Genomic DNA, 25657 nt, shown 5'->3' on the forward strand with positions numbered 1-25657 from the left:
ATTCTAAATGTTTTTTTAATGACTTCAGCTGTGCTGGGGTCATTTTTTGTTTGAATTTGATAATGATAGGAATTTTAGCGGATGTACCGCGACGGACTTGGGAGTGTTGAATTCTTTTTCTTAGCGCGCTATGGATTCTTGAACTATATTGCTCTAGCCACAATTGTCGGCTCATTTATTAATGGATCACCTCACAAGTGCATTATATGCACCACTGATCCAGTGGGTACGAATCTATGAATCTAGGAATAAAGTACATTTCTAGAATAGTAGGTAAAAGTGAGGTCAAACATTCCAAATCTTGCATTTACTATCGTATCCTAAAAAGAAAGTGGTGAAGGAAAATGGCAATGATTAAGAAGCCAGTCAATAAGCAAGCCGTTATGGCGGCCAAAGCCCTCGCGGCAAAAAGAGTGAAAGCAGCTGCAACCCGGAAGAAACGGAGAATCAGACAGACATTGGACAGATTTATTGTTCTCGCTATTGGTACAAATGCAACTGGAACACCTAAAGACACTACAGGGTGGACCGCTTCATTATTGAGAACTGGAAATCCAGCTATAGTTGCTGATTTCGATGAATTTGGTGTAGCTAGATTCCCAACAGTTAGCACACTAACAACGGTGCCGTATCTTCTCACATTAAGAGATGAGAACGGAAATGCTATAAAAAGCTTTAATGTACCGTCAGATCGAGAATTCTATGTAGCTAGGTTCTAAATTTGGACTAGCTTAGTTATACTCAAGTTAACAACAGCACGTGTCGATCCTATATCGCCGCGTGCTGTTTTATTTGTCTTATTTTAGATCATGCAGATTTTAACCATACTTGAATCTCATAAACCCACTGAAACATTCCGGTGAAAATGACTGTCTGGATGACAAATGGAATCTCCGTATTATATTCGGCTTTAGCATATGCAGCGATATTCTGCATCGTTACCATTCTCTGCTCCTCCGAGCAATAACCATAGAGATAAATTCCTTTAGGTAATATTGAAATACAGCCGGCCTGTTCAGGGTACTTCTCACAAACTACAAAGAAGACAGATGGATTCTCACTAGGCTCCAACGTAGTCATAATATTTGCACGAAGATCAAAAGCGAATGCATCTCTTGGCTCATCTTCAAGCTGTTGATTTAGTGCATTCTGCAGTTGATGGAAACTTTCGAGGTTGGGTTTCTGTAGGGAGTGGATTTTTACGATCGCTCTTTCTCCCAAAGCCTTAGTTAAAAAATGGGTGGGGGATAGAGGGACATCGGATAAATAAGCTTGATTTTCATATTGTTTTCGTAAAGCTTTAAGCTGTGATTTTGTCTTATTCAGCTGCTTGATTTCCTGTTCAATTTCCTCGTCCTTTGTTTTAAGAAAATTAATAATATAATCGAGATTATCATTCGTAAAAACATCTTTAATCTTATGAAGTGGCATATTCTTTTTTTTGCAGAAGTTGATGACATCAAGATAAATAAGCTCTTTATCTGAATAATAGCGATAACCGGAGGAGGGATCTACTTTAGCAGGCTTCAGCAAGTGGATTCGGTCATAATGCCGCAAGGTTTCGATAGTTGTGTCTGCTAGTTTTGCTGTTTCACCAATAGAATAATAGTTGTTCATTGCATCGTTCTCCCGTTGACTCTTGTGTAACACAAGAGATTATAGTGTTCATTGTACTGATTTTTATCTAAAATTTCAAAACAGTGAATGGAGAATGACAAGATGAAGACAACAGAACTCAATGTTTTAAAAGATCCAATTTCCAAACTATTTCGTGGTTATGCAATCCCCGGGATCGTAGCTTCACTTTCTATGTGTCTGTACGGAATTATTAACGGAATCATTTTGGGACGTTTTGTAGGACCTAATGCGCTAGCTGCAGTGAATATGGCTTCACCGATTTTTAATATTATTTCCTGTATAGGGATCTTAATTGCCATTGGGGGAAATACATTAACCGCTATTAGTCTGGGAGAGCAGAACAAGGGGAAAGCCAACCACTACTTCAATAATGCTTTTTACACACTGTTCATGATAGCCGTAGTTATTTTCATAATGGTAGTTTTTTTTCCTCATGTACTGGCTAGAATAGTTGGAGCAAATGCAGTGCTTTTTCCTATGGTTGTTGATTACATACAGACTTTTGGTGTATTTGTCGTGCCTGTAATTTTTAATATTTTACTTGGTATTTCATTGCAATCTATGGGGAAACCTCAGCTTTATATGGTTGGTAATTTACTGAGTGTAGTCTTGAATATCATCTTGGATTTGATTTTTATCTGCGTTTTCGATATGGGGATTACCGGTGCTGCTTTGGCATCTGGGATCAGTGCAACAATTGTTTTTATATTATTTTGCTCGAATTTTATCTCAAAGGATAGCTTTTTAAGAGTGGGTAGATGGAAAGTGGATTTTAAAGCAATCGGAAGGATGATCTATAACGGTTCCTCGGAAGGGATTACGCAATTCAGTGCGGGTTTTTCTTCTATGATCTTCAACTGGATTTTGATCTCTAAATTTGGTGAAATAGGGGTATCTTCATTTGCGGTAGTTCAGTATATCTCACTTGTAGTTAATGCAGTTATCATGGGCATGTCGAGAGGGTTAGGAGCCATTAGCAGCGTGAATTACGGAGCGAAGGAATATAGCCGTATAACGGAATTGATTACCATGGCGATTAAAATAGTGACATTAGTTGGTGTGGTTTGTACAGCGATATTGATTATTTTTAAATCTCCCTTAATTTCTCTTTTTGTAAAAGACAATCTTCAGGTCATGACTACATCAAGTGAAATCATCACATTTTATAGCTTTAATTTTATCTTTGTAGGGGCAAATATTATAATTAACGCTTTGTACACAGCCATTAACAATCCAAGAACATCCGCGATTTTAGCGATTTTACGGTATGTCTTGTTGATGGGGAATTTCTTTATCCTTCCTTTAATGTTTGGAAACATCGGCCTTTGGCTTTCCTTTGTAGTGGCAGAGATAATCTGTGTCGTGGTAAGCTATGTTTGTTTGAGGAAGACAATGCAAAAGTGGAGTATCAACAAGTCAACAGCAGAATAATAGAGGAGTTTTGAAGTGAAAAAGTGGTACAAACTTGATAACGCAGCAAAACTATTTCCATCCGTTACAAATACAAAAAACACTTCCGTTTATAGGATCTCAGCTGTTCTGACAAATCCTGTAGATGTGGATGCGTTGCAGCAAGCCGCCGATACGGTATTCGACAGATTTCCGATGTTCACTGTGAAGCTTCGCAGGGGTGTGTTTTGGAATTATTTAGAGTCTAGCACGGATAAAATTGTGATCGCTGAGGATCAGCAGTATCCTTGTCGCAACATTGATCCAACTACAAACAATGGATATTTATTTAAGGTTTTATACTACAAAAATAGAGTCTCTGTTGAAGTGTTCCATGCGCTTACGGATGGTAATGGGGCTGTCGAGTTTTTAAAATCACTGCTGTACTATTATCTAATGTATATGGGACATGAAATTGACACTGAGGACCGGATTTTACTCGCTGATTCAGGAGTGGATATCCATGATATGGAGGATGCTTTTCGCAGATACTACAAGGATTGTTATGTTGAATCGGTTAGAAACAGCCGAGCGTACCACATTAAAGGTACAGCTTTCGAACAGTTCGGAAATAACGTGGTACACGGGGTCGTAAGTGCCTCCCAATTGAACGCCCTCGCTAAGCAAAAAGGTAGTACGATCACTGCTTATTTATCTGCATTACTGAGTTATTCTATTTATCAAACAAGAATCAAATATAGCAAAAGTAACGCTCCCGTGGTTATCGCAGTGCCTGTCAATTTGCGCAAAGCATTCCCTTCACGTACTCTTCGTAACTTCTTTGGCGTAGTTAATCTTGGCGCGCGAATTACGGAAGATACCACAGTGGATGAATTAATTTTTAGAATGAATGAGATGCTGAAGTATAAGACGGGGAAAGAAAATTTGCAAAATATCATTTACAATAATGTGGCGCTTGAACGGAACAAAGCTACGCTGTTTGTCCCGTTATTTTTGAAGAACTGGTTCGTGAATTTAGGGTTTCATATGCTTGGGGAAAGTAAAAGAACACTGACCTTGTCCAATATCGGCAATATTATGTTGCCACAGCAAATGTACAAGCACGTAGAGCTAATCGAGGCATTAGTCTATCCATCTAATAAAAGCCCTATGAACTGTGGGATCAGCTCAGTCAATGATAAGCTGGTGATCACGTTTACCAGAAATATAGTGGAATCCGATATATTGCAATATTTCTTTTCGACCTTAGCGGGTGAGGCTGGACTTGAAGTTAAAATCTACTCAAACGATTGGGGGATTATCGAATGACCAAATGTATTCGTTGCAACGTGACGGTTGATAATCAACATTATCGTTGTCCACTATGCTCCAAGCCACTTAAGATCAGGGGAGAGAGCACGACAGAATACCCGTCCTATAAAGAGATTTATCAGGAAACCAAACCATTTACGGTAGCTAAATTGTTCCTCTTTTTGACTATATCTGCGATCGTGCTTTCGATTACAATTAATGCGTTGACCTATCATATCAATCCGAGAATATGGTCAATTATCGTAAGTACAGGTCTTATCTATGCGTGGATCGTTGTTAAAGATACCATTTTATCTAATAAACATATTGGCAGGAAAATTTTATATCACTATGTCATGTTGTCCATTTTCCTTTTGGTGATCGATATATTTGTTGGTTTTAGGGGATGGTCTACCAACTATGCAATCCCACTGTTTGGAGTGGCAGCTACATTTATTATGACTGTGCTCGCAATTGTTCAAAAATCATTATGGCGTCATGATATAGGCTATATTTTAGCGATGTTCTTTATTAATTTATGTCCTATGCTTCTGTTTGTATTTAATTTGTCTCATGTCATTTGGACCAGCGTTTTCTCTATCGTATACTCACTCCTAACCATTATTGGGATGATAATTTTTTCTGACCGGAAATTTATAAGCGAAATCAGAAGAAGATTCCATTATTAATAATCGAGATAGATTTATTTCAATCTATAATTAAATATTTAGGTTTATTATGCATATTAACCACGTCCTTTGGATGTGGTTTTTTTGTGTATTTAAGAAAGTGAAGGGTTCATACGACACCGAATTCCTATTTTTCCACAAGAAAGGTTGTCCTTTTTAATGGGATGTTTAAGGTGTTTTTGCTAGTTTAAAATTAAAATAAAATTCTTGACACTTCCCAATGATAACCATTATCATAGAAATCGTAGATGAAAATGAAAATCATTATCACTACTTGGAACGTATAATTATACATACTCGGAGGGATAGATTTTGAAGAAATTATTAGTACTTCTGGTTGTTGCAGCGCTTACTGCAATGACTGCATGTTCGTCCACCAATACAGCGGACAATCAAACCAAGAATGAAGCCGTAACGAATACAGCTGCTAATGAAACGAAAGAAGCAAATGCAGCGAATACAACAGAAGCAGCGAAAACAGCGGATGCTGGAAAGGAATACAGTCTGGAGCATGATGGTGTAGATGAAGCATTGTTCAATGAAGCATTAAGCCAGTTTCCAGCCACAGTTCCACAGCGAATTGTAACTACATCTGTACCATTAACAGAAATGCTCTATTTGCTTGGAATCACACCAGTTGGGGTGCCAACCTCTACCAATCCAATCCCTGCTGATTTTGAATCGATAGATAAAATTGGTTCGCCAATGGCACCGGATCTTGAAGTAGTAACAAAGCTTGAGCCAGACTTGCTGCTGGGAGCAGAATCGCTTCGAAGCACACTGGATAAGACACTGGAAGGTATGGATTTGCAAAAAACATATCTACGCACAGAATCCTTCGAGGATTTAAAGCTTAGCCTTAAAGTATTAGGTACTTATTTTAATAAAAAAGATGAGATGAATGCGGCTTTGAGTAAGATATTGGATAAAGAAAATGAGCTAAGTAAATTAGCCGAAGGAAAAGAACTGCCGAGTGTGATGCTCGTTATTGGAACCTCTGATTCCTTCATGGTTATGAGTGAGAAATCTTATCTAGGTAGTTTGGTGAAAAAGCTTGGCGCTGATAACATTGCTACTTCTGTACTTAAAGTTACAGATACTTACTCTCCTATTAATATGGAGAACGTCGTAGCCGCTGATCCTGACGTCATTCTCGTATTGGCTTCAGGTGACCACGGAGCGACAAAGGACAAATTTAAAAAAGAAATAGAGAAAAATGAAACTTGGACGAAGCTCTCTGCTTATAAAAACGACAAAATCCAGATTTTAGATTACAGTGTGTTCGGCGTAACCTCGATCATTAACGCAGAAACAGCCCTAACTGAAATCGCAAAATACTTCTATGAATAATTAAAGGAGACAGCAAGTGATAAATACATCTCGTAGCAGAATAGTTGTTATTGTAACGGTTCTATTAGCGCTCGTTGCCGCGATTATTGCCATCGGATTAGGCTCTGTTTTCATTCCGGTATCAGACATACTAAGCACGATCTTTGGTTCATCGTCTAAGGCGGTGAATGCCACCATCATATGGGATATTCGATTGCCACGTGTGTTACTGGCGATGATCATCGGAGCGAATATAGCGATCTCGGGCGCACTGCTGCAAGCTGTGATGGGTAACCCACTTGCTGATCCTGGATTGACGGGTGTAACTAGCGGCGCGGCTGCATGTGTTCTTGTCATAATGCTTGCTGCACCACAGTATACTGAGTTCATTCCGATTGCCGCTTTTGTTGGAGGGCTAATTGCTGCCGGTATTGTATATGCATTAGCGTGGAGACGAACAGGTATCTCACCGATTACTATTATTTTATCTGGTGTTGCTGTGAATGCGCTTTGCGGAGGACTCATTGGACTATTAACAATCATGTACAGCGATAGACTCCCTGCAGCGGTTCAATGGCTTAACGGCAGTCTTGCGGCAAAAGGGAATAATGCGTTAATGATGGTCTTCCCATATGCGATTGCAGGTTGGATCCTATCGTTCTTTGCCATTCGTAAGGCAAATATCATTCGTCTGGGTGATCAGGTGGCTTCGAATCTGGGTGAAAATGTGAACCAAATTCGTATCCTGCTCTCCTTGCTGGCAGTATTTCTAGCGGCTATTTCTGTAGCAGCCATTGGAATGATCGGATTTGTCGGTCTAGTTGTACCTCATATGGCGAGATTGCTCGTGGGTTCAGATTACAAATATCTTTTGCCGATGAGTATGGCTCTTGGCGCGTTGGTTCTGTTAATTGCGGATACAGGTGGACGTACCCTGTTTGCACCCCTAGATATCCCTGCAGGTATCCTTATGGCTGTGATTGGCGGACCATATTTTCTATACCTGATGAGAAAGAAGGCGTTCTAACATGTTTACTGTCGATTCCATTTCGATTCGGTATGAGCAGAAAAGCGTGATTAACAACTTCTCTTTTTCCGTAAAAAAGGGTGAGATCGTCTCCATCATAGGACCGAACGGCTCCGGTAAATCCACTTTGCTCAAAGCGGTATCACGGCTAATTCCTTATCACACGGGTACGGTCATACTCGATGGTACGGATCTGAAGACCATGAGCGCCAAACAAGTCGCACGAAAAATGTGCATGCTGAGCCAGAAGAATCAAGCACCGAGTGATATGACTGTGATCGATCTGGTCTCGTATGGCAGATATCCACATAAAAAGTGGTTTGAAAGATTGAACCAAGAGGATATGGACATTGTTCATTGGGCCCTTGAAAAGACACATTTGATGGAGTATAAGGACCGAGCCGTAGCTTCATTGTCAGGTGGTGAATCACAGCGTGCCTGGATTGCAATGGCATTAGCACAGCGTCCACTCATCATGTTGCTTGACGAACCAACCACGTACTTGGACATCTCTCACCAGCATGAAGTGCTTGAGCTTGTTCGCGAGCTAAATCAAGACATGGGCATGACCGTAGTGATGGTGCTGCATGATCTCAATCAAGCTTCTACGTATAGCGATAGTATCGTTGTAGTGCAGGCGGGTGAGAGGGCGATGTATGGCACACCGAATGAAGTCATGACAACCGATATGATAAGGGATATATACCGGATGGACTCGGAAGTCCAGTATGTGCCCACAGAGAAGAAACCTCGTATTCATTTGTTGAGTACTGTTCGATAGATTCATAGTGTGACACAACCTATTCATGGAGGGATTTTAAATGAAGAAGCCTGTAGATGTGGAGAAAAATAAAGAAAACTACTTGCAATTTATTAATAAACGTAAGAACCTGATTTTGAGTTTGATTGATGATGAAGGTAAGCCCTTTATCAGTTACGCACCTTTCGTAAAGAAAGACGGCAAGCTGTATATCTATATTAGTAAGATCGCAGAGCACTATGACTATATGGAAAATAATGATTTTGTGGATGCCTTTCTAATTGCGGATGAGTCTGAAACAAACAATAAATTTGCAACTGAGCGTGTGCGCTGGAGTTGTACCTCAAGCAATATCGGCAATGATGGATATGAGGATATTTTTGAATTGTTCAATGCTGACCATGGTGAGGCCATGCTGAAATTGCTGAGAGGACTGGATTTTTCATTGTTCGAACTAACTCCGTTGAAGGGGCGTTATGTTGTAGGTTTTGGATTGGCGTTCGATATTGATGTAGATGCGAATGTATTTAATCACGTTGTTATTGATAAGAAGAAAGACGAAGAAGCAGCTGTGCAAGGGAGCAAATAGCCGATGACTATTACTTCAGTACTGCCCATCTGGCAAGCGGTTCAAGAGCGATTTCATAAAATGGTGAAGGCATTGCCGGAAGAAGATTTAAATCTTAAATTAGGAAATTCATCCATCGGAGGTTTGATTTCTCATAATGCCGAGGTAGAATTTATGTTTGCAGAGTGGTTCTTTGGTAGACCTAAACCTCAAGCCGATGACGCGGCGTATACTACATTAAGTGAACTGGTGGATCTGCTGTCTGCTTCCAACGAGAATCTGATTGCAGCGATGCGGGAGCTTCCGGAAGATGCTTGGCATGTAAGCGTAGAGTCGTCTTTTGGCACATCTACTCCGCTTGAAGCGGTAGGAAGACTTATGTATCACACAGGTATTCATGCCGGACAGATTTCTCTAATACAGAAAAATGCGGTTCGAAGTGAAGTATAGTAGGTAGAAGAATAGAGTAGAGTAGACATGGGGAAACGGCAGAAATGCCGTTTTTTTGTGTAAATAAGGAGTTTTTAATTGATCCCGATTAATTATTGGCTCTATTTTGATACCCTCTGTATTATCTGGATTTTGGTATAATATAGGGAATTCCAAGGGGGCGTATATCATGACGGAATACTTGCGAGGCCAAATGGCCAAGATGGCAAATGTGAATATGGAAACACTGAGGTATTATGAGGAGCTGGGTCTAATTAGTACGCCTTTACGTTCGGAAGCCGGCTACCGTCTTTATTCTGAAGAAGCACTAAGTCGACTTACGTTTATACATAATGCTAAGCAATGTGGATTCACCCTAAAGGAAATTAAAAAGGCATTGTTAAAATCGGAAAGCAGTGGCATTAGCATAGATGATTTTGTGAAAGTTGTAGATAAAAAAATGGATCGAGTCCGCAATGAAATTGCAAAGCAGGAGATAAAGCTTGCTTCTCTCGCAGACTTGAGAAAAAATTTATTAGCCACGGATAAACACCCTGGAGTACAGTCAACGCTAGAAATCCTGAAAATGGAATCTTAACTTGACCTTGTAGTCACCTACAGGCTTTACACTTTGAGTTGAAAAGACCTGTAGGAGGGATTATCGATATGGAAAAGACGAGTATAGAACAGCTTGCAGCGATCAAAGATTACCTGAAACAAACCAATCGGTTTGAAAGTAAGTCTGTAGAGCATATCCGGCAAGAAATGGTTGAGGCGGCTGCGAATATGCCTAGTCATACGGATGTTACAGTCGAGCGGGTCAGGGTTGGGCCATTAAGCGGAGAGTGGATCATTCCTGTGGAAGCAGCTCCACCTGATGATAAAGTGATTCTTTATTTTCATGGTGGTGGTTTTGTTTCAGGAACCTGTGAATTTTATCGGGATCTAGCAGCACGAATTGCAAAGGCGAGTGGCATGAAAGTACTAATTATTGAGTATCGCCTTGCACCCGAGTATATCTATCCCGCCGCTAATGAAGATTGTATAGGGGCTTACCGGTGGTTGCTTGCAAATGGATATTCTGCCAGTGATATCGTGTTTGGAGGAGACTCTGTTGGAGCCAGCCTTGCGCTGATGACACTGATTACTTTGAGGGATGAGGGGAGCGAGTTACCAGCAGGTGCTTTTTTTATCTCGCCGCATACAGATCTTGTTCATTTGGATGGTGAATCGTATCAGAGTCGTGCGGAGCTTGATCCGACAGGTAGCTTGGAAGGGAATAAACGGATACTTGAAGCATATGTAGGTACTCGAACCGAGTGGGCTTCAATATTATCGCCGTTAAGAATGAATTTGCAGGGATTGCCTGATTTACTTGTTCAAGTAGGCAACCATGAGGTGCTATTAAGCGATTCAACGAGGTTGGCTGAACGGGCGAGAGGAGCGGGTGTTCATGTGGAACTGGAAATATGGGATAATATGTGGAGTGTTTTTCATTTCTTAGCGTACATGCTCCCAGAAGCAGAGCAGGCGATTTCGAAGATTGGCAAGTTTGTTAGGGCGAAGCTGGACGAGTGAGTAAGTAGATAAAAGTAATGAACCTTCTTGAGAAATCAAGGAGGTTTTTTGTTGTTGGGGTATGGTAGGTACTCAGCGGCTGATGAGAATAGGATACCAAACGTCAACCTAAGTTTAATAAATTAGTGCATGTATATACTGATATTGATTTTACAAATGACAAAGTAATGTTATTGTCAGTTCGTTTTTGAATATTATATGCTATGATGAGTACCATCAGAAATAGAGCGAGGGGAAATACCAATGTCGAATGATCTTCCATTATCTAAAGAAAACATTTTGGATGCGGCTGAACAAGTACTCCGGCGTTTTGGCCCGGATAAGACTTCAGTTGTTGATGTAGCGAGGGTACTGAAAGTTAGTCATGGTACGCTATATAGACATTTTTCCAGTAAAGCAGCTTTGCGCGAATCGGTAACCGAAAGATGGTTGCATCAAAATATTTTAGCCCCATTGAAGGACGTTACTGAGCAATTTGATGGGAATGCCAAAGAGCAGCTACGTTTGTGGTTAGATACTCTAATTCGCAGTAAACGGAGCTATGCTGTAGATGATTCCGAAATGTTTGCTATGTACGCCTCTGTAGCTTTAGAAGCCGTAGATATGATTACCCAACACGTAGATCAATTAATTGGGCAACTCGCACGCATTCTTGAAAAAGGTATACAAAACGGGGAGTTTAAAGCGTTGGAATCAGAGGTTACGGCGAGAGCTATTTTTAATGCAACATCACGATTTCATCATCCTGCTCACGCGAAAGAGTGGCAATCGGGTTCGATTGATCAGGAGTTTGCCTCCGTTTGGGATTTGATGCTTTCCGGAATTTCGTCATAAATTGTTATAGCATATTTCATAATAGAAAAATGATGGACAAAACCTTTTGATGAAGATCGGAAGGTTTTTTTGCGTCTGGAGAATAATTGTGTAGAATGACAAAAAATAATAATTGTCACTTGTTATTTGCGAGTGTTCGATTTATAATCAGACCAACAAGAAAGGCAAACGAATAGGAGGAATAAATGATGGATCAGAATTTGGTTGGAAAAGTTGCATTAGTGACTGGAGCTTCAAGAGGTATGGGACGGGAAATTGCGGTGAACTTGGCGTTACATGGTGCGAAGGTTGTTGTTAATTATGCAAGCAGTCCAAGCAAGGCAGAGGAAGTTGTGAACGAAATTAAGCAAAAGGGTGGAGAAGCTATCGCTATCCGAGCGGATATCAGCCAAGTGGCAGAGCTAGAACAATTATTCCAAGCCACATTGGAAGCTTATGGACAAATCGATATTCTCGTTAACAACGCAGGCATTATGATCACAAAGCCGATTGCGAGTATGACGGAAGAAGACTTCGACAAACAGTTCGCCATCAATGTGAAGGGTACCTTTTTTGCTTGCCAGCAAGCGGCTAAACATATGAGTGAGAACGGACGGATCATTAATTTCTCGACATCGGTTACAGGTCAGATGTTCCCAACCTACAGCGTTTATGCGGGAACAAAGGGAGCAGTGGAACAATTCACTCGTCAGTTAGCTAAAGAATTTGGACGAAAAGGAATCACCATTAATGCGGTTTCACCAGGTCCTGTTAATACGGAGCTTTTCACAGTTGGGAAGTCAGCTGAAGAGATTGCGAATGTTGGGAGTATGAATTCTTTTGGACGCTTAGGTGAGCCTGAGGACGTCTCGAGTGTAGTTCTGTTTCTAGCCAGTAAGGAATCACAGTGGGTTACGGGCCAGACGATTCGTGTGAACGGCGGATTTATTTGAGACAAAAGTCTATAGCATCTTTTTTTATAGCCAGTCTGAAGCAACACTCCTTAGAATAAAAGAATATACAAAAAGAGGAGTGAAACCATGACGCAGATCATATGTTCACCGACTAAATATATTCAGGGGTATGGCGAAATTCGTAAGCTGGGAGATTATTGTTTGCAGCTGAGCGCAAAAAGAGCATTTGCGATTGTAGATCCTTATATTTTTTCCATGTACAAGGAGGATATCTTACACAGCTTTGAAGTGAACGATATTCCCCTTATGATGCGCGAATTCAAGGGTGAGTGCAGCCGTAATCAGGTGGATGAGATAGTGCTAGAACTTGGCCTGAAGGACGCTGAAGTTATCTTAGGAATCGGTGGCGGCAAGACCCTAGATACGGCAAAAGCACTAAGCCACATGGCGGATCTCCCGGTAGTTATTGTACCCACAGTGGCCTCGACGGATGCACCTTGCAGCGCTTTATCAGTGTTGTATACGGACGAAGGTGACTTCGACTGTTACCTTCCATTAAAAAGAAATCCTGATATGGTGATCGCAGATATCGATATCATCGCTAAAGCCCCTGCAAGATTACTGGTGGCTGGAATGGGTGATGCTTTGTCCACCTATTACGAAGCAAGAGCTTGCCGTCAATCAGGAGCGGTTACTCATGCAGGCGGGACTAGCACAATCGCAGCGTTCTCTTTAGCACGTGCTTGTCTGGACACACTTCTTGCTGAAGGTGAATCCGCACTCCTGGATGTAAAACAGGGGATCACCTCTTCTGCAGTGGAACATATTGTTGAAGCTAATATTTACTTGAGCGGCGTTGGGTTTGAGAGCGGTGGGCTTGCTGCAGCCCATGCTATTCATAACGGACTGACCCTGTATGAGGAATGCAGGAATGTGCTACATGGTGAGAAGGTTGCCTTTGCTACGATCGTGCAGTTGGTCTTGGAGAAGGCTTCAGAAGATGAGGTCGCTCAGGTCAGTGCTTTCTGCAAAAAAGTCGGCCTTCCCGTTACACTTAAGGAGCTTGGGATTACCAGTAGCGATATGGATAAATTAATGGTGGTGGCAGAAGCTAGCTGCTCCCAGGATAGCCCAATGAAGAATATGCCATTTGAAGTTCAATCTGTGGATGTGCTGGAAGCAATCCTTGCCACAGACAAGCGCGGGCATTAGCAACAGCTCGATTGTAAATTTTTGCGAACCCTCCCCGTACATATTAAACCTTCGTGAACCAAACAATGAGAACAATTGTTTAAGACGAAGGAGGCGTTCCTCTTGATGAAGGACAGTCGAAAGGTTAAACGTTGCTTACTGAATTGGCTTGCTGTTGCTGCAGTATTGATTACCACAATTGTTCCGGCTACGCCGGCTGTCTCTGCTGCCACGTCTAAAGACAACGCTACAAATACGCAGCTTGAAGAGAGTGCACCCAAACGTGATAAGGTCGCTATCATTATTGACGATTTCGGCAATGGCATGAAGGGGACAGATGAAATGTTCTCGTTACCGATAAAGCTTACTGTAGCCGTCATGCCTTTTTTACCTACATCCGTAAAGGATGCCACCCGCGCACATGAACGCGGAGATGATGTTCTGGTTCATTTGCCGATGGAGCCGCGCCAAGGTAATCCTAAATGGCTTGGACCAGGAGCCATATTGGCCAAAATGTCCGATGAGGAAGTGCGACAAAAGGTTGAGGCAGCACTCGATAATGTTCCTTATGCGATCGGGATAAATAACCATATGGGTTCGAAAATTACCGGAGATGAGCGGATTATGGCAGTGATCTTATCTGTATGCAAAGAACGAGGATTATTTTTTGTAGACAGCAAGACCAACTACCGTTCCGTTGCTGGCAATATGGCTTATCGTATGGGGTTGCCACGCGTAGAGAACCATATCTTTTTAGATGACACACATACAGCAAGTCATGTTCTGAAACAAATGGGTCTCGTCAAAGACATGGCGAAGGATCAACGATTTTGTGTAACGATTGGTCATGTTGGTGTATTTGGGAAAGAGACCGCCGCAGGAATCCGCAGCGGTATTGAACAGATGAAAGACAATGTTGAGTTTATAGGGATTTCTGATCTGGTTAAAAACGAGATGAAATGGAGCTCCCAACTTAAACTTCCATAAGATAAGCTACAATACCATCAGCGATGGCTTCAGCGATTTGTTGCTGCCCTTTAGGGGTGCATAACTTTGCGCGGTCAGTCGGACTGCTTACAAAACCCGCCTCAACGATAACAGTTGTGGCGGTTATTTTATTGAGTAAATAAAAGGGTTTGCCTGGTCTTGGATGTGCTTCGACATCGTAAAGATTGTTTAGCTGATGCTGAATGGACTTAGCAAGCATGAAGCTACGACCCTCTTGACGGTACAATACAAGTGGACCATGTTTGGAAGGGGAAGGCGCCCAGTTAATATGGATACTTACCACTACAGTAGCAGGTAATGTCTCAGCAAGCTCTTTACGCTGTGCAAGATCCCGCAGATGTCGAGATTTACTACGCAGCCAGCGGTTTTCATCACTAGGGGCATAATCTCCATTGCGATTTAAAGCAACATCAAAACCATCGCTACCCAGAAGTAGAAATAATCGACGTGAGATATCTAAGGTGATATCTTTTTCAAGAATATTACCATAGGAAGTTCCACCGTCGATGCCTCCATGTCCCGCATCAATTAGGATCATACGGTGTCCGTGACCTAATAAATGCTGACGGTCATCCTTCATCACGGGTTTCTCTGGTGTCGCGGAGGCTAAGGAGCTGCCCATAAACAACATTAGTAGTCCTAGGGTAGTTAGAGTGATTCGAAAGCCGCATAGAACAGCTGCTGTACTGGGAAAGGGTTGTTTTCTCCAGTTGTTCAAGTGAAACGCCTCCTTGCAAGTGAATAACGTCTTCTGGATTCTTTGTTAGATTGTGCTTTAATAGGTAAACCTATTCGACAAATCAGAAGTCTGTAGTTTAGATCCAAGTGGAGTGGTGCACACTAAGACCATGGAACGGATGCTGATAATCTGAATTCACTTACATTTTTAGGAGGTGTTAAAATGGCTTCCGGTGGCGATGAGCTTGTAAAGTATATAACGGAGAAGGTAGTCGTATATATCGAGGATCCGCGTGCCATTCATGCTCGTAGAGCGGCTACGAAGCAGCCGTGGTCACAGAAATGGTTTGGCATGCTCCCGCTTGGGTGGTCTATCTGGCGAAGCAAGTGGAGTCATGGCAAAAAAGAATAAAGGTATAAATAGCAAATAACCTTCCAGTGCCATTATTCATGGGTGGCAGTGGAAGGTTATTTGCATTTGTTTAAATATAAGAATTTATATGCTTACGTTATAAATTATCCTTCTATTTCTCGCATAAACACTTACCGTCCTCATAAGGACGCCGAAGGCGTTTATGCTTGTGTTAACGATTATATCCGAGTGCTTTGGTCGTTCTGTCTGGCAGCTTATGCAGTGTTCCATTATTTTGTAGTGCAGTGAGTGGTAAGTATCGTTTTCCTTCAGGGCCTGAGGCCGCGTATACGGTAATTTTATTGTTCTCAGCTTGACCTTGAGAAGGCTGCCAGCTCTGATAGCCTGTAATCATAAATGGTGCCCCGACAAGGTCGTTTCGTCCAGCAGCTTGATAAGCGATGCTTTCTTTAGGTCTGATCAGAAGTGCGATATTGTCACCGCTCACTGTAGTTAGTTTAGGAGCGGTCAGCCAAAGGATATCTTCGTAAGGATCATCTGACCCTCCACTATTGAAGGCCGATAGCGGTGATACGTCAGGATTAAGATTAGTAATTACATCTGTTGCTGGAGGCTGCTCTTTAAGGACTTCTTCTGCCTTGCTCAGTGTCCAAGGTAAAATTTGCGGTACGGAAGCATTGATGTAAACCGTCTTTTCGTCAATGGTTATTTTCCAGACCGGTAGAAGTGGTGCATATAAAGCAGTAAGGTTTATTGTTCCTGGAAAAGATGATGTAATGAGACCTTTCTGCACCAAAAACTGGCGCAGATCATTTAAACTGTATGGGAGTCCGTAAGTGCCGGCTCCATATTCACTTAGCATATATCCGCCTGTATCTGTGGCAGAAATGATCATGTATCCGATCCGCTCTTCACCCTTCATTACATTTACAAGCCAGCCATGAGTACCTGGACCAAGGGGATAATATTCTATCCTTGCATCCTTCCAGGCTGTAAATGGAGCTTCTGCAGCGAGCTTGTTCAATGTAGCCTTAGCGAATTCTTGGACCGTACTGGGTGAAGGTAAGGTACTCATCTTCAATACAGGAATTGCATCCTGCGTGACTGACTGGATCACACTTACTCTGGCCAGCGCCAGCGCTGAAGGGGAACCAGAACTGGATACAAACAGTCCAAAGCTTAGAAGCAGGAGGAGGCATCCTTGACCCGCAAGTTTCAGCCTCCGCCGCAAACTTATTTTCATGGCGTCGATCACCTTTCTTTGTTAAGAAATGTCAGGAAAGTTAAGCTTTACTCTATTGTAGTGGACAGGCTATAAAAAGGCTGTTGCTTGCTGTCGCGCTTGAAGGCGGAAGTTCTCTTGTTTTTTTGCCTGCTTTTAGCGAGTAGGGTCGCATTCTATAGGCTTCGCAGATGAAACAGTCCGTAGGTTATCGCAGAAACTGCAATTTGCGGCTCATATTGCCAAATGGTCTCCTGTCGACGACGGTTATACTGCTCTTGAGTGCCTAAACGTTTTTCTTCATCAGGCTCTTTCAGCAGCTCTCCGTAATAAATATCAATGATAGCCAGCTCGATTCTAAGACGCTCACGTGCCTGTTCTGCCCAATTGTAATCGAGTTCGGCAAGATGAGAGGTAAGATGAGCCTCTAATAAATCTGTAGCGGCTGTCACTGTTAATTCATAAGGCTGAATATGGACGTTTTCTGGTAAACGGGGGATCATCTCCCGCGAGGCTATCTTAGTGTTAAAGTCATCAATGATGGTCCCTTTTGTCAGCGATATTCCAAGATAATGCAGTTCTTCCCGTTTCAAATCGCAGCTCATCTCCACTTTATAGCAGACGCCGAGCCACGGTTCATAAGCTGCAGAGAAGAGTGTATTCCGCTGCCTGCTACCGGGATCTTCAAATAAGTAAAGGCATTTCCCTTCATCTTGCGCCGCACTCCAAATTTGCTGCAGGCGCTTGCTACCATAGATGATATCTTCACGTCTTATCATACCGGGCCCAATTCGGGGCAATGCAGGTACAATACCGAAGTAGCGGGCTAGGATGCTATCTTCTGGATTTGAGGAGGGGACATGAACCACATTAGATTCAGGTGATGTTGGATTCAATAGATCTGCGCTAGCCTCAGCATCTGTTGTGGCACCCATCGCTGGGTTTTCGGTAATTGGCGGATTCAATGCTCCGATGCTGCGATTTACCGTTGGCGGAACTTCTATAGCTGCCTGGCTATCGTATTTTTCCGGATCAAATACAAAAGTGAAGGAGAGTGTCTCCGGATCAACACCAGTACGCTCCACGAATCCCCAATAATAAGGTCGATCTGTAAGCATTCTGTCAGCTCTTGGCGATAGCTTTACAGTTACGTGAATGGGCGATACTTCAATAATGGAGCATTCTGTCGCCTCCAGATAATCCATTACATGTTTACGTACTTCCTGTGAGTTGAGGGTCATGTCGAAGTCTCACTTTCCTTTTTAATACCCTGAGTCAACTCACTTAGGGATTCACCGATATGATCTAACTCATGTCGCAGCTCTTCATCGGAGCGGGATTCGAGCATGATTTTGTATAAACTTTTCTCCAGCGATTCTTTCTTCTCAAAACGCTCCAGAATCACATCCAGCCCGCCAATGACCATTTCGAACATATTGATCTTCTCGTGTAGCAGATGCAGAATATGTTCTTCAATCGTGCCCTGCGTGGACAAATTATAGATAACCACGTCATTTTCCTGACCTAACCGGTGCACCCGCCCAATCCGTTGTTCTACTCTCATGGGATTCCAAGGCAGATCGAAGTTGATCATATGGTGACAGAACTGCAGGTTAATGCCCTCACCACCCGCCTCAGTAGCGATCATGACTTGAGCACGACCGCGGAAGAGGTCCATCATCCAGTCCTTTTTACCACGATTCATCCCGCCGGAATAAGAAACACACATTAGCCCATGTTCGCGGAAATACTGAAGCAAATATTCTTGAGTCGCGCGATACTCCGTAAAAACGATGACCTTTTCATTCATTTCTTGAATGAGAGATAGTGTTGTTTCGGCTTTGGTATTGGTCTTAACCGTACGAAGTGTCTGCAATAGCTCCATCATCCGATCGCGTTTCGGCGAATCAGCAGGCAGCTTCTTGATCAGATTAACTAAAGTGATGAAGACGGCATCCCTACTGCTGCACACCTCACGCTGAAGCGTTACCAAGGAAAGCATGCTGCTAAGATTGCCGCCTGATTCCTGATACTGATCTTTAACAAAAGAAGTGACAGCGTCATATAATACTCTCTCTTCCTGTGAAAGAACTAGCGGAATATTACGGACTTTTCGTTTCGTAAAATTAACTGGACCTTCGCCACGCCGATTGCGGATCATCACCTTCGATAGCTCGTCTCTTAGTTGACCTTCATTCTTAGGTTGGCGTTTATCAACGACGAAATTCGAAGCAAAATCACCCTGATTTCCTAGTTGCCCCGGTTTCAGTAAAGTGATCAAATTAAATAGCTCGCCCAGATCATTCTGAACGGGAGTAGCGGTTAGGAGCAGGCAATATTTTTTGCGTAATTGCTGTACAAATAGATAATTGGTCGATTTCTTGTTCTTCAGCTTATGGGCTTCATCAATAATCAACATGTCATATTCATTTTCCAGCAGCATCTCTTTATGAGGATCGCGCTTCGCGGTATCCATAGATGCGACGACAATCGCATTCCCCCAGGAATATGCTTTTTTCTGTGCAACAGCAGAGATGCCAAACTTGGCATTCAGCTCGCGGACCCACTGCAATACGAGGGAAGCGGGTACCAGAATAAGCACTTTAGAGACTAGACCGCGGACAAGATATTCCTTGAGTACAAGTCCTGCTTCAATCGTCTTTCCTAGTCCAACCTCATCTGCAAGAATCGCGCGGCCCGACATCTCAAACAAAACCTTATGCGCGGTATCGAGCTGATGAGGAAGCGGGGATAATCCGGATAAATGCTTCATGCATTGCAGCTCATCGAAGCTGGTTACTAGACCCGTTTGTTCACCTTGCACAGCAAGCTTGGATAGACGGTAGTCTCCCCACGGACCACCTTTATCTAGTTTGAGTTCTAGATCCTGTAGCCAATTCCGGTCAAAAGAAAGAGGAACAGGCAGTATAGGCGCTGACTTTCCACCTTTGTGAGGTAGAGAATTACGGAATAATTGCGTCATTGTACAGCCTCCTCAGGTGCTATTTCATATCATCATTCGTAGGAGTAGTATGCTCTTAAACAAGAGAATTCATAACCTTCTATTTTTCTTGATAGCCTTTAAAAAAGAGAGTAAAAGCGAGAAAACGCGGCAAGGTTTGCGATATTTCGGCTGCTTAACTCTATTTTCGAAAAAGACCTTCGATACAATATGTGGTATAGTTTAAAAGCTGACGCACACAATATATTGTGACAAAAGCATGAAAATGTGATTTTTTAAAGTGCGTAGCTGCTATTTGTTATTGACAAGATGAACTTCCTACATACACCCGTAAGACGGAAGATAAGTGTAAGGAAGTTTTTGTTGTGGGTCACAAAATGTACGCCCACACCTGAACTGGAACTAATATTTACTACATTGCGGGAGGTTTTTCTATTGGGTAAAGTGGAACGGAAGCAACGCCTTGAAGGGCTAAGTGAAAAAATATTTTTGGATCGTTATGCTTGGAAGGATGCCGACAGCAATAATGCTAAAGTGGGCGATGTTGTACTCGTTCTAACAAAAGATGATCCGAAGTTTCCCACGAAGGAAGTCGGAGAGATCGTAGAACGTAACGGCAGAATCGTAACCGTGAAGACGCGCAGCGGCGAACTTGTGAAATCAGATGTTGAAAAGCTGACGCTTAATATAGAAAAAACACCAGAGGAAATGTGGGATCGTCTGTCTACAGCTATGGCTTCTGTGGAGAAGACGCCTGAGCTTCAAGAAGAATGGGCGGGTAAATTTCGTTCGATTCTGGATGATTGGAAGCTCGTACCGGGTGGACGAATTGCTGCTGGTGCAGGCGCTAGTGAAGAACTAACCCTGTTCAACTGTTATGTAATTCCTTCTCCAAAAGATAGCCGTGGCGGCATTATGCAGACGTTGGCTGAAATGACAGAAATTATGGCTCGTGGTGGCGGTGTAGGGATTAACCTATCCTCTCTACGTCCACGCCGGGCAATTGTGAGAGGTGTTAATGGTTCTTCCAGTGGTTCTGTATCTTGGGGCGGTCTGTTTAGCTATACCACTGGATTAATTGAACAAGGCGGTAGCCGTCGTGGTGCACTTATGCTCATGATTAATGACTGGCATCCAGATGTGGAGGACTTCATTACCGTGAAGCAAACGATGGGTCAAGTTACGAATGCGAACCTTTCGGTATGTGTGAGCAATAGCTTTATGAAGGCTGTAAAAGAAAATCTGGATTGGGATCTCGTATTTCCGGATACTACAGATCCAGAGTACAACGATGTGTGGGATGGCGATCTAGACAAGTGGAAGGCTGCGGGCAAAAACGTTATTCATTATCGCACCGTTAAAGCGCGTGATGTATGGCGCACCATTATTGAATCCGCTTGGAAATCCGCTGAGCCAGGCGTTGTGTTCATGGAATACTACAATCAGATGTCCAACAGCTGGTATTTTAATCCGATCATTTGTACGAACCCATGTGGGGAGCAAGGACTGCCAGGCTGGGGAGTCTGCAACTTGTCCGCTGTGAACCTGTCCAAATTCTACGATGAGAAGAATCATGATGTAGACTGGGAAGATCTCGCGACTACGACGCGTTATTCCGTACGTTTCTTGGACAATGTCATTGATAAGACACCTTATCATTTCCCGGAAAATGAAGCGAATCAGAAAAACGAACGCCGTGTGGGGCTCGGAACAATGGGTCTTGCTGAGCTTATGATTAAATTGAACATCCGTTACGGTAGCCCGGAATCTTTGGCGTTCCTGGACAAGCTGTACGGCTTTATGGCTCGTGAAGCGTATCTTGCATCCGCAGAGATTGCTGGTGAGAAGGGATCTTTTCTCGCTTTTGATACCGAGAAATACTTAATGAGCGGCTTTATGAAAAATATGCTCGAAGAGTATCCAGAGGTTGGCGAAGCGATTCGCAAACATGGCATGCGTAACGTTACAGTGATAACACAAGCACCTACAGGTAGCACAGGTACAATGGTAGGCACCTCGACAGGCATTGAGCCTTATTTCGCCTTTAAATATTTCCGTCAAAGTCGCCTTGGCTACGATGAACAGTTCGTTCCAATCGCCCAAGAATGGCTTGAAGCTCATCCAGGTGAAGAGCTGCCAGATTATTTCGTGACTTCGATGGATTTGTCAGCTAAGGATCATATTCGTGCGCAAGCAGCGATTCAACGCTGGGTAGATAGCTCGATTTCCAAGACAGCCAACTGCCCGTCTGACTTCACAGTAGAAGAGACGGCTGAGCTATATGAAATGGCTTTCGATTTGGGCTGTAAAGGCGTTACGATCTACCGTGATGGTAGCCGTGATGTACAAGTTCTGCAAACCTCGAAGAAGGAAGATGCAGTAGAAGAGGTAGCTCCAGCAGTTGAAGTTGCAACGACTCCTGAAGCAAATGTTGTAACGGCAAGCCCAGCACCTCAAGCTCCTACTAAAGAGCTGGATAAACAATACAAAAAACGTCCGCAGGTTCTGCGCGGCGCAACCTATAAAATCAACACACCTTTTGGTATGGCGTATATTACGATCAATGATCTAGATGGCACACCGGCAGAAATCTTCCTGAATGTAGGTAAAGCAGGTTCTGATGTCTTTGCGATGGCAGAAGCACTCGGTCGTGTCTGCTCCTTGTTCCTCCGTTATGGAGATCATGGTGAGAAGGTAGAATTGTTGATCAAACATCTGAAAGGTATCGGCGGATCAGGTGCAATCGGCTTCGGTGCGAATCGAGTAGAATCCATTGCAGATGCTGTAGCTAAGGCATTGGAGACTCATGTACTGAATAACGCTCATGATGATCATTTGCCTGCACCAATTGCAGCAACTTTGGAGCTAGAAGATTTCAATGAAGCTTTAAATGCGGAGTTGAAAGCGAGTGTTCCTGCGGCAGCTTCTATTGAAGATGGTCAGGGCGGACATGGCGCGCATAACCATACTTCTGCTTCCCGTGACCTTTGTCCTTCTTGCGGCGGCGCTTCGCTGATTAATATTGAGGGTTGTAAGACTTGCGGCAATTGCGGGTATAGTCGCTGCGGGTAAACGGTAGAGCCAATAAATGTTTTATGGGAAATGTGATTTTTCATTTTAAGTGAGAATTGTTTCATTTTAAGTGAGAATTGTTTCATTTTAAATGAGAAAAATATTCAATATTCAACAAATTGTATTATTATATTGATATGCAGCGAGTTTCACATTTTTACTTATAAGGCCGGCAAGCCATTACTTAGGGTTTACCGGCTTTTTATTTATATCATGACAGGCTAAAGAGCAATCTTATCCGGTTTGGATTCTTCAATATATACTTTCTTATTTTCATAAGTCTTTTTATCTGATCCTCGCTATTTGAACATTATAAGAAGTCGTCGATTTCGTTTATTTGATCGTTCCGCTTTTTGAGTGCATATTTGACCAAACAACAAAGTGAAGTTAATGAATTGCTGTGTGTTTCAATAACATCCTCGACATTTACTCTTTGTACTTGAAGTGATGGTGAGTGCAAATTGTTTGTTAGCAAGGAATATAAGTTGTAGTTGTCAGAAGAGAGTAGTGTTTTATTCTGTAAAAATAAAGTGAAGAAGACCTTTTTTAGGCAGAGAACAGGTGACTTTGGAATTCATCGAGGCCACTGAAAAACCTGTATTATTAAAAGTTATAAGAGTCCCTCAAATTAAAAAGGCGACATTTTGTTCGATTTTGAACGAAATGTCGCCTTTGCTTTTAAACTTTTACTTCGATTCTTTTATCAAATTAATGATTCGCTTGAGATTAACAGAAAATATCGCCATAGCGCCTTGCATCTGCATGCCAATTAGACCCGAGGAAGATGCAACATCATATCCGTGTCTATGTTTGAGTTCACTATTTTTTGCCTCAATTTTATAACGCTCTTTCGCTTTTTCTTTGAATTCATCACTATTTTGAAATGCTTCTTGTTCTTTATGTTCTGTCGACTTGATGGTTACTGAATAGGTTTTATTATTCGCTCCTTCTTTATAACACACTTCCTGCATAGTGCGTTTTTGCATTTCTTCAATATTAATCATGTAAGTATCTTTTGGGTTTTTATGGATGTCTTTTTTTCCTGTGCGCGCTTTGCGAATCGCCATCATAGACGTGGATGCAGTAGTTATATAAAGCGGTACTATATAGATGTGGAAAAATATTCAAAAGATTCTCACCGTAGCAATAACCAAACTATCGTGTTGTTTATTACATGTGTTTGTAACCAGCTTTACGATCTATACAGCTTTTCTAAGTAATTTGAACTCAACAGGTCTAATGAAAAGGGTTGTACTTAACTTCTACTTTGTTCTTTGTTCATAAACTTTAAATCAGTTCAAATAAATTATCTAATCTTGACTCGGAAGAGGGGTTTACTATTATTTTTCGCCTTAAAATTCCCGATGATTACATTATAAGGATATTTAGTGTTTTGGTTAAAATTAATCCATATAATTTCAGAGGTGGTATATAGGTGCTTGAAGTAAGAAGAAAATCTCAATGAAGGGTGATGATATCATTAGAGCATTAAGTGAACGAATGAAAAGGAGGCCGAAAGATGAAGTCATTCAAGACAGGACTACAAGCCATTCTTTATGTACTACTGGTGGTTGGACTGCATCTGATCTTAATCTATTTTTTAAAGATAAGAATAGAGGGATGGGGAACGGAGTTATTAAATATCTCATTTAAGGTGTACTTCATACCGCTTTTATTATGTTTAATTAATTCTTTTTTGTTTATAAGGACTCAGAGGATAAAGTACAATGCCATTTGGTTTTTGGTAACTATGCTATCCAGCCTCTTACTTCTTTTATTTTTCAATGCAATACAAGATGACAGTGATAGTGAGTATGGAGTTGTCGTTGATATTGAATTTTTTCCAAAATATCAAGCGGAAATGCTCTTTCTGCTTCCTTGGAGTATTTCTATTATACAATTTATCTTAACTCTATATTATCTAATCAAAATAAGAAAAAATCTAATCGTAAGAAATAATAAAGGGGGAATGTAATATGAAAATTCAGTTCATGAATCTGTAAAGAGCAATAATCCAGTCCAACAATCTTCGATCGAAATATTGAGTACATCAGTATACCCAGATAATGCTGTCGTGAAATATGGAGAAAAGATATACATCAATTATAGTTTCAATGATAAGGCTCACCCGGTACTCATTAATATTTATAAAGATGGAATAATATTTTTACCTGGAATAATGGGAAGTGAGTTGTTTCTGGGCGATGAGCAGGTATGGGGAAAAAGAATCAAAAATGATAGATAATCTTTGAGAGGTTTTAACTATATGAGTTTGATAATTAGTGTAATTCAAAAGGGAAGTATAATTGTAGATACTAATTTTTTGGAGGAGCAGGTACCCGCACCACATAATAATTTGTTTGGTTTCGAATCATGCAGAAAAACTCTCTGGGGAAATGATTTAATTAGTGAACTCGGATGTGAGTTAATATATTCTTTAAAGAATACGAATATTTTTGCATTTGATGAAGGAATAGAAAAACTGGAAAGTGAATTCCTTATTTTGCTTGATAATTTAGATGCTATAGAACTACATACAGACTATGATAAAGAATTTATTGAATTTAGGGCAAGAAATGCTTTGGAAATGATAAAGGTAGTACTTAAAGAAAAAGATAAGGTTGGAATTGCGATTTGGTAAGTCACAACGTATTTACGCGGTGTGTCTGGTCTGTGAACTCTGTGTTCTGACTAAGCTTTTTAACA

Annotated in this window: 24 protein-coding genes and 1 pseudogene; 19 read left to right on the top strand and 6 right to left on the bottom strand. The window is 41.8% G+C overall.

Features of this window, described 5'->3' with window-relative positions:
* Nucleotides 1-344 precede the first annotated feature (344 nt).
* Entirely contained in the window at nt 345-719 is a 375-nt protein-coding gene (locus NYE25_RS00620) for a hypothetical protein (RefSeq protein WP_076298521.1), read from the top strand.
* Nucleotides 720-807: 88 nt separating this feature from the next.
* Here NYE25_RS00620 and NYE25_RS00625 read toward each other — a convergent pair whose 3' ends face one another.
* Complete coding sequence (locus NYE25_RS00625; RefSeq protein ID WP_341144832.1) at nt 808-1617, bottom strand: MerR family transcriptional regulator; 810 nt, start codon at nt 1615-1617, stop codon at nt 808-810.
* Between the two features lie 102 nt (nt 1618-1719).
* Here NYE25_RS00625 and NYE25_RS00630 point away from each other — a divergent pair, with 102 nt between their 5' ends.
* The 14 genes from NYE25_RS00630 (at nt 1720) to NYE25_RS00695 (ending at nt 14623) form a co-directional block, all read left to right on the top strand.
* Nucleotides 1720-3069: an MATE family efflux transporter gene (locus tag NYE25_RS00630; RefSeq protein ID WP_341144833.1), complete on the top strand. Its 1350-nt coding sequence runs from the start codon at nt 1720-1722 to the stop codon at nt 3067-3069.
* A gap of 15 nt (nt 3070-3084) precedes the next feature.
* Nucleotides 3085-4356, top strand: coding sequence for an alcohol acetyltransferase (locus NYE25_RS00635; protein WP_341144834.1), 1272 nt, complete (start codon nt 3085-3087; stop codon nt 4354-4356).
* On the top strand, nt 4353-5027 hold the full coding sequence (locus NYE25_RS00640) for a DUF6320 domain-containing protein (RefSeq protein ID WP_042186923.1): 675 nt from the start codon (nt 4353-4355) through the stop codon (nt 5025-5027). Before NYE25_RS00635 ends, NYE25_RS00640 begins: the two co-directional genes overlap by 4 nt.
* A gap of 312 nt (nt 5028-5339) precedes the next feature.
* Nucleotides 5340-6377: an ABC transporter substrate-binding protein gene (locus tag NYE25_RS00645; RefSeq protein ID WP_341144835.1), complete on the top strand. Its 1038-nt coding sequence runs from the start codon at nt 5340-5342 to the stop codon at nt 6375-6377.
* Between the two features lie 16 nt (nt 6378-6393).
* Complete coding sequence (locus NYE25_RS00650) at nt 6394-7383, top strand: FecCD family ABC transporter permease (RefSeq protein ID WP_341144836.1); 990 nt, start codon at nt 6394-6396, stop codon at nt 7381-7383.
* 1 nt (nt 7384) lies between these two features.
* Entirely contained in the window at nt 7385-8164 is a 780-nt protein-coding gene (locus NYE25_RS00655) for an ABC transporter ATP-binding protein (protein WP_341053737.1), read from the top strand.
* A 40-nt stretch (nt 8165-8204) separates the two neighbouring features.
* Nucleotides 8205-8732, top strand: coding sequence for a HugZ family pyridoxamine 5'-phosphate oxidase (locus tag NYE25_RS00660; RefSeq protein WP_341053739.1), 528 nt, complete (start codon nt 8205-8207; stop codon nt 8730-8732).
* 3 nt (nt 8733-8735) lie between these two features.
* Nucleotides 8736-9161, top strand: a complete 426-nt coding sequence (locus NYE25_RS00665; RefSeq protein WP_341144837.1) for a DinB family protein — start codon at nt 8736-8738, stop codon at nt 9159-9161.
* 169 nt (nt 9162-9330) lie between these two features.
* Nucleotides 9331-9738, top strand: coding sequence for a MerR family transcriptional regulator (locus NYE25_RS00670; RefSeq protein WP_341053742.1), 408 nt, complete (start codon nt 9331-9333; stop codon nt 9736-9738).
* A gap of 68 nt (nt 9739-9806) precedes the next feature.
* A complete protein-coding gene (locus tag NYE25_RS00675; RefSeq protein WP_341053743.1) occupies nt 9807-10718 on the top strand; it encodes an alpha/beta hydrolase in 912 nt (303 codons plus the stop codon).
* A gap of 243 nt (nt 10719-10961) precedes the next feature.
* A complete protein-coding gene (locus NYE25_RS00680) occupies nt 10962-11552 on the top strand; it encodes a TetR family transcriptional regulator (RefSeq protein WP_341144838.1) in 591 nt (196 codons plus the stop codon).
* Nucleotides 11553-11740: 188 nt separating this feature from the next.
* The gene (locus tag NYE25_RS00685) at nt 11741-12484 is read left to right on the top strand and encodes an SDR family oxidoreductase (protein ID WP_341147660.1); all 744 of its coding nucleotides are present in this window, start codon (nt 11741-11743) and stop codon (nt 12482-12484) included.
* An 87-nt stretch (nt 12485-12571) separates the two neighbouring features.
* The gene (locus NYE25_RS00690) at nt 12572-13657 is read left to right on the top strand and encodes a glycerol dehydrogenase (protein WP_076283117.1); all 1086 of its coding nucleotides are present in this window, start codon (nt 12572-12574) and stop codon (nt 13655-13657) included.
* A 105-nt stretch (nt 13658-13762) separates the two neighbouring features.
* The gene (locus NYE25_RS00695) at nt 13763-14623 is read left to right on the top strand and encodes a divergent polysaccharide deacetylase family protein (RefSeq protein WP_341144839.1); all 861 of its coding nucleotides are present in this window, start codon (nt 13763-13765) and stop codon (nt 14621-14623) included.
* Here NYE25_RS00695 and NYE25_RS00700 read toward each other — a convergent pair.
* Complete coding sequence (locus NYE25_RS00700) at nt 14610-15362, bottom strand: N-acetylmuramoyl-L-alanine amidase (RefSeq protein ID WP_256721567.1); 753 nt, start codon at nt 15360-15362, stop codon at nt 14610-14612. The two genes, NYE25_RS00695 and NYE25_RS00700, sit on opposite strands and share 14 nt — an antisense overlap.
* A gap of 183 nt (nt 15363-15545) precedes the next feature.
* Here NYE25_RS00700 and NYE25_RS00705 point away from each other — a divergent pair, with 183 nt between their 5' ends.
* The gene (locus NYE25_RS00705) at nt 15546-15734 is read left to right on the top strand and encodes a YqzE family protein (RefSeq protein WP_076283115.1); all 189 of its coding nucleotides are present in this window, start codon (nt 15546-15548) and stop codon (nt 15732-15734) included.
* Nucleotides 15735-15906: 172 nt separating this feature from the next.
* Here NYE25_RS00705 and NYE25_RS00710 read toward each other — a convergent pair whose 3' ends face one another.
* The 3 genes from NYE25_RS00710 to NYE25_RS00720 all read right to left on the bottom strand — a co-directional run bounded on the left by NYE25_RS00710 (nt 15907) and on the right by NYE25_RS00720 (nt 19900).
* Nucleotides 15907-16938 carry a hypothetical protein gene (locus NYE25_RS00710; RefSeq protein WP_341144840.1) on the bottom strand — a complete coding sequence of 344 codons (1032 nt, stop codon included), beginning with the start codon at nt 16936-16938 and terminating at the stop codon, nt 15907-15909.
* Between the two features lie 155 nt (nt 16939-17093).
* Nucleotides 17094-18158: a YqhG family protein gene (locus tag NYE25_RS00715; protein ID WP_076283113.1), complete on the bottom strand. Its 1065-nt coding sequence runs from the start codon at nt 18156-18158 to the stop codon at nt 17094-17096.
* Complete coding sequence (locus NYE25_RS00720; protein ID WP_076283112.1) at nt 18155-19900, bottom strand: DEAD/DEAH box helicase; 1746 nt, start codon at nt 19898-19900, stop codon at nt 18155-18157. The genes NYE25_RS00715 and NYE25_RS00720 overlap by 4 nt, the downstream gene beginning before the upstream one ends.
* A gap of 414 nt (nt 19901-20314) precedes the next feature.
* Between NYE25_RS00720 and NYE25_RS00725 the strand changes: the two genes are divergently transcribed.
* Entirely contained in the window at nt 20315-22951 is a 2637-nt protein-coding gene (locus tag NYE25_RS00725; RefSeq protein ID WP_341144841.1) for an adenosylcobalamin-dependent ribonucleoside-diphosphate reductase, read from the top strand.
* A gap of 686 nt (nt 22952-23637) precedes the next feature.
* Here the strand turns inward: NYE25_RS00725 and NYE25_RS00730 are convergent.
* Nucleotides 23638-23991: pseudogene (locus NYE25_RS00730) on the bottom strand (transposase); the annotation flags it as partial.
* Nucleotides 23992-24470: 479 nt separating this feature from the next.
* Here NYE25_RS00730 and NYE25_RS00735 point away from each other — a divergent pair.
* The gene (locus NYE25_RS00735) at nt 24471-24926 is read left to right on the top strand and encodes a hypothetical protein (RefSeq protein ID WP_341144842.1); all 456 of its coding nucleotides are present in this window, start codon (nt 24471-24473) and stop codon (nt 24924-24926) included.
* 291 nt (nt 24927-25217) lie between these two features.
* Complete coding sequence (locus NYE25_RS00740) at nt 25218-25592, top strand: hypothetical protein (protein WP_341144843.1); 375 nt, start codon at nt 25218-25220, stop codon at nt 25590-25592.
* Nucleotides 25593-25657: the final 65 nt, after the last annotated feature.

Origin of the sequence: Paenibacillus sp. FSL E2-8871, assembly GCF_038000345.1 — a bacterium.
Taxonomy (GTDB): domain Bacteria; phylum Bacillota; class Bacilli; order Paenibacillales; family Paenibacillaceae; genus Paenibacillus_AQ.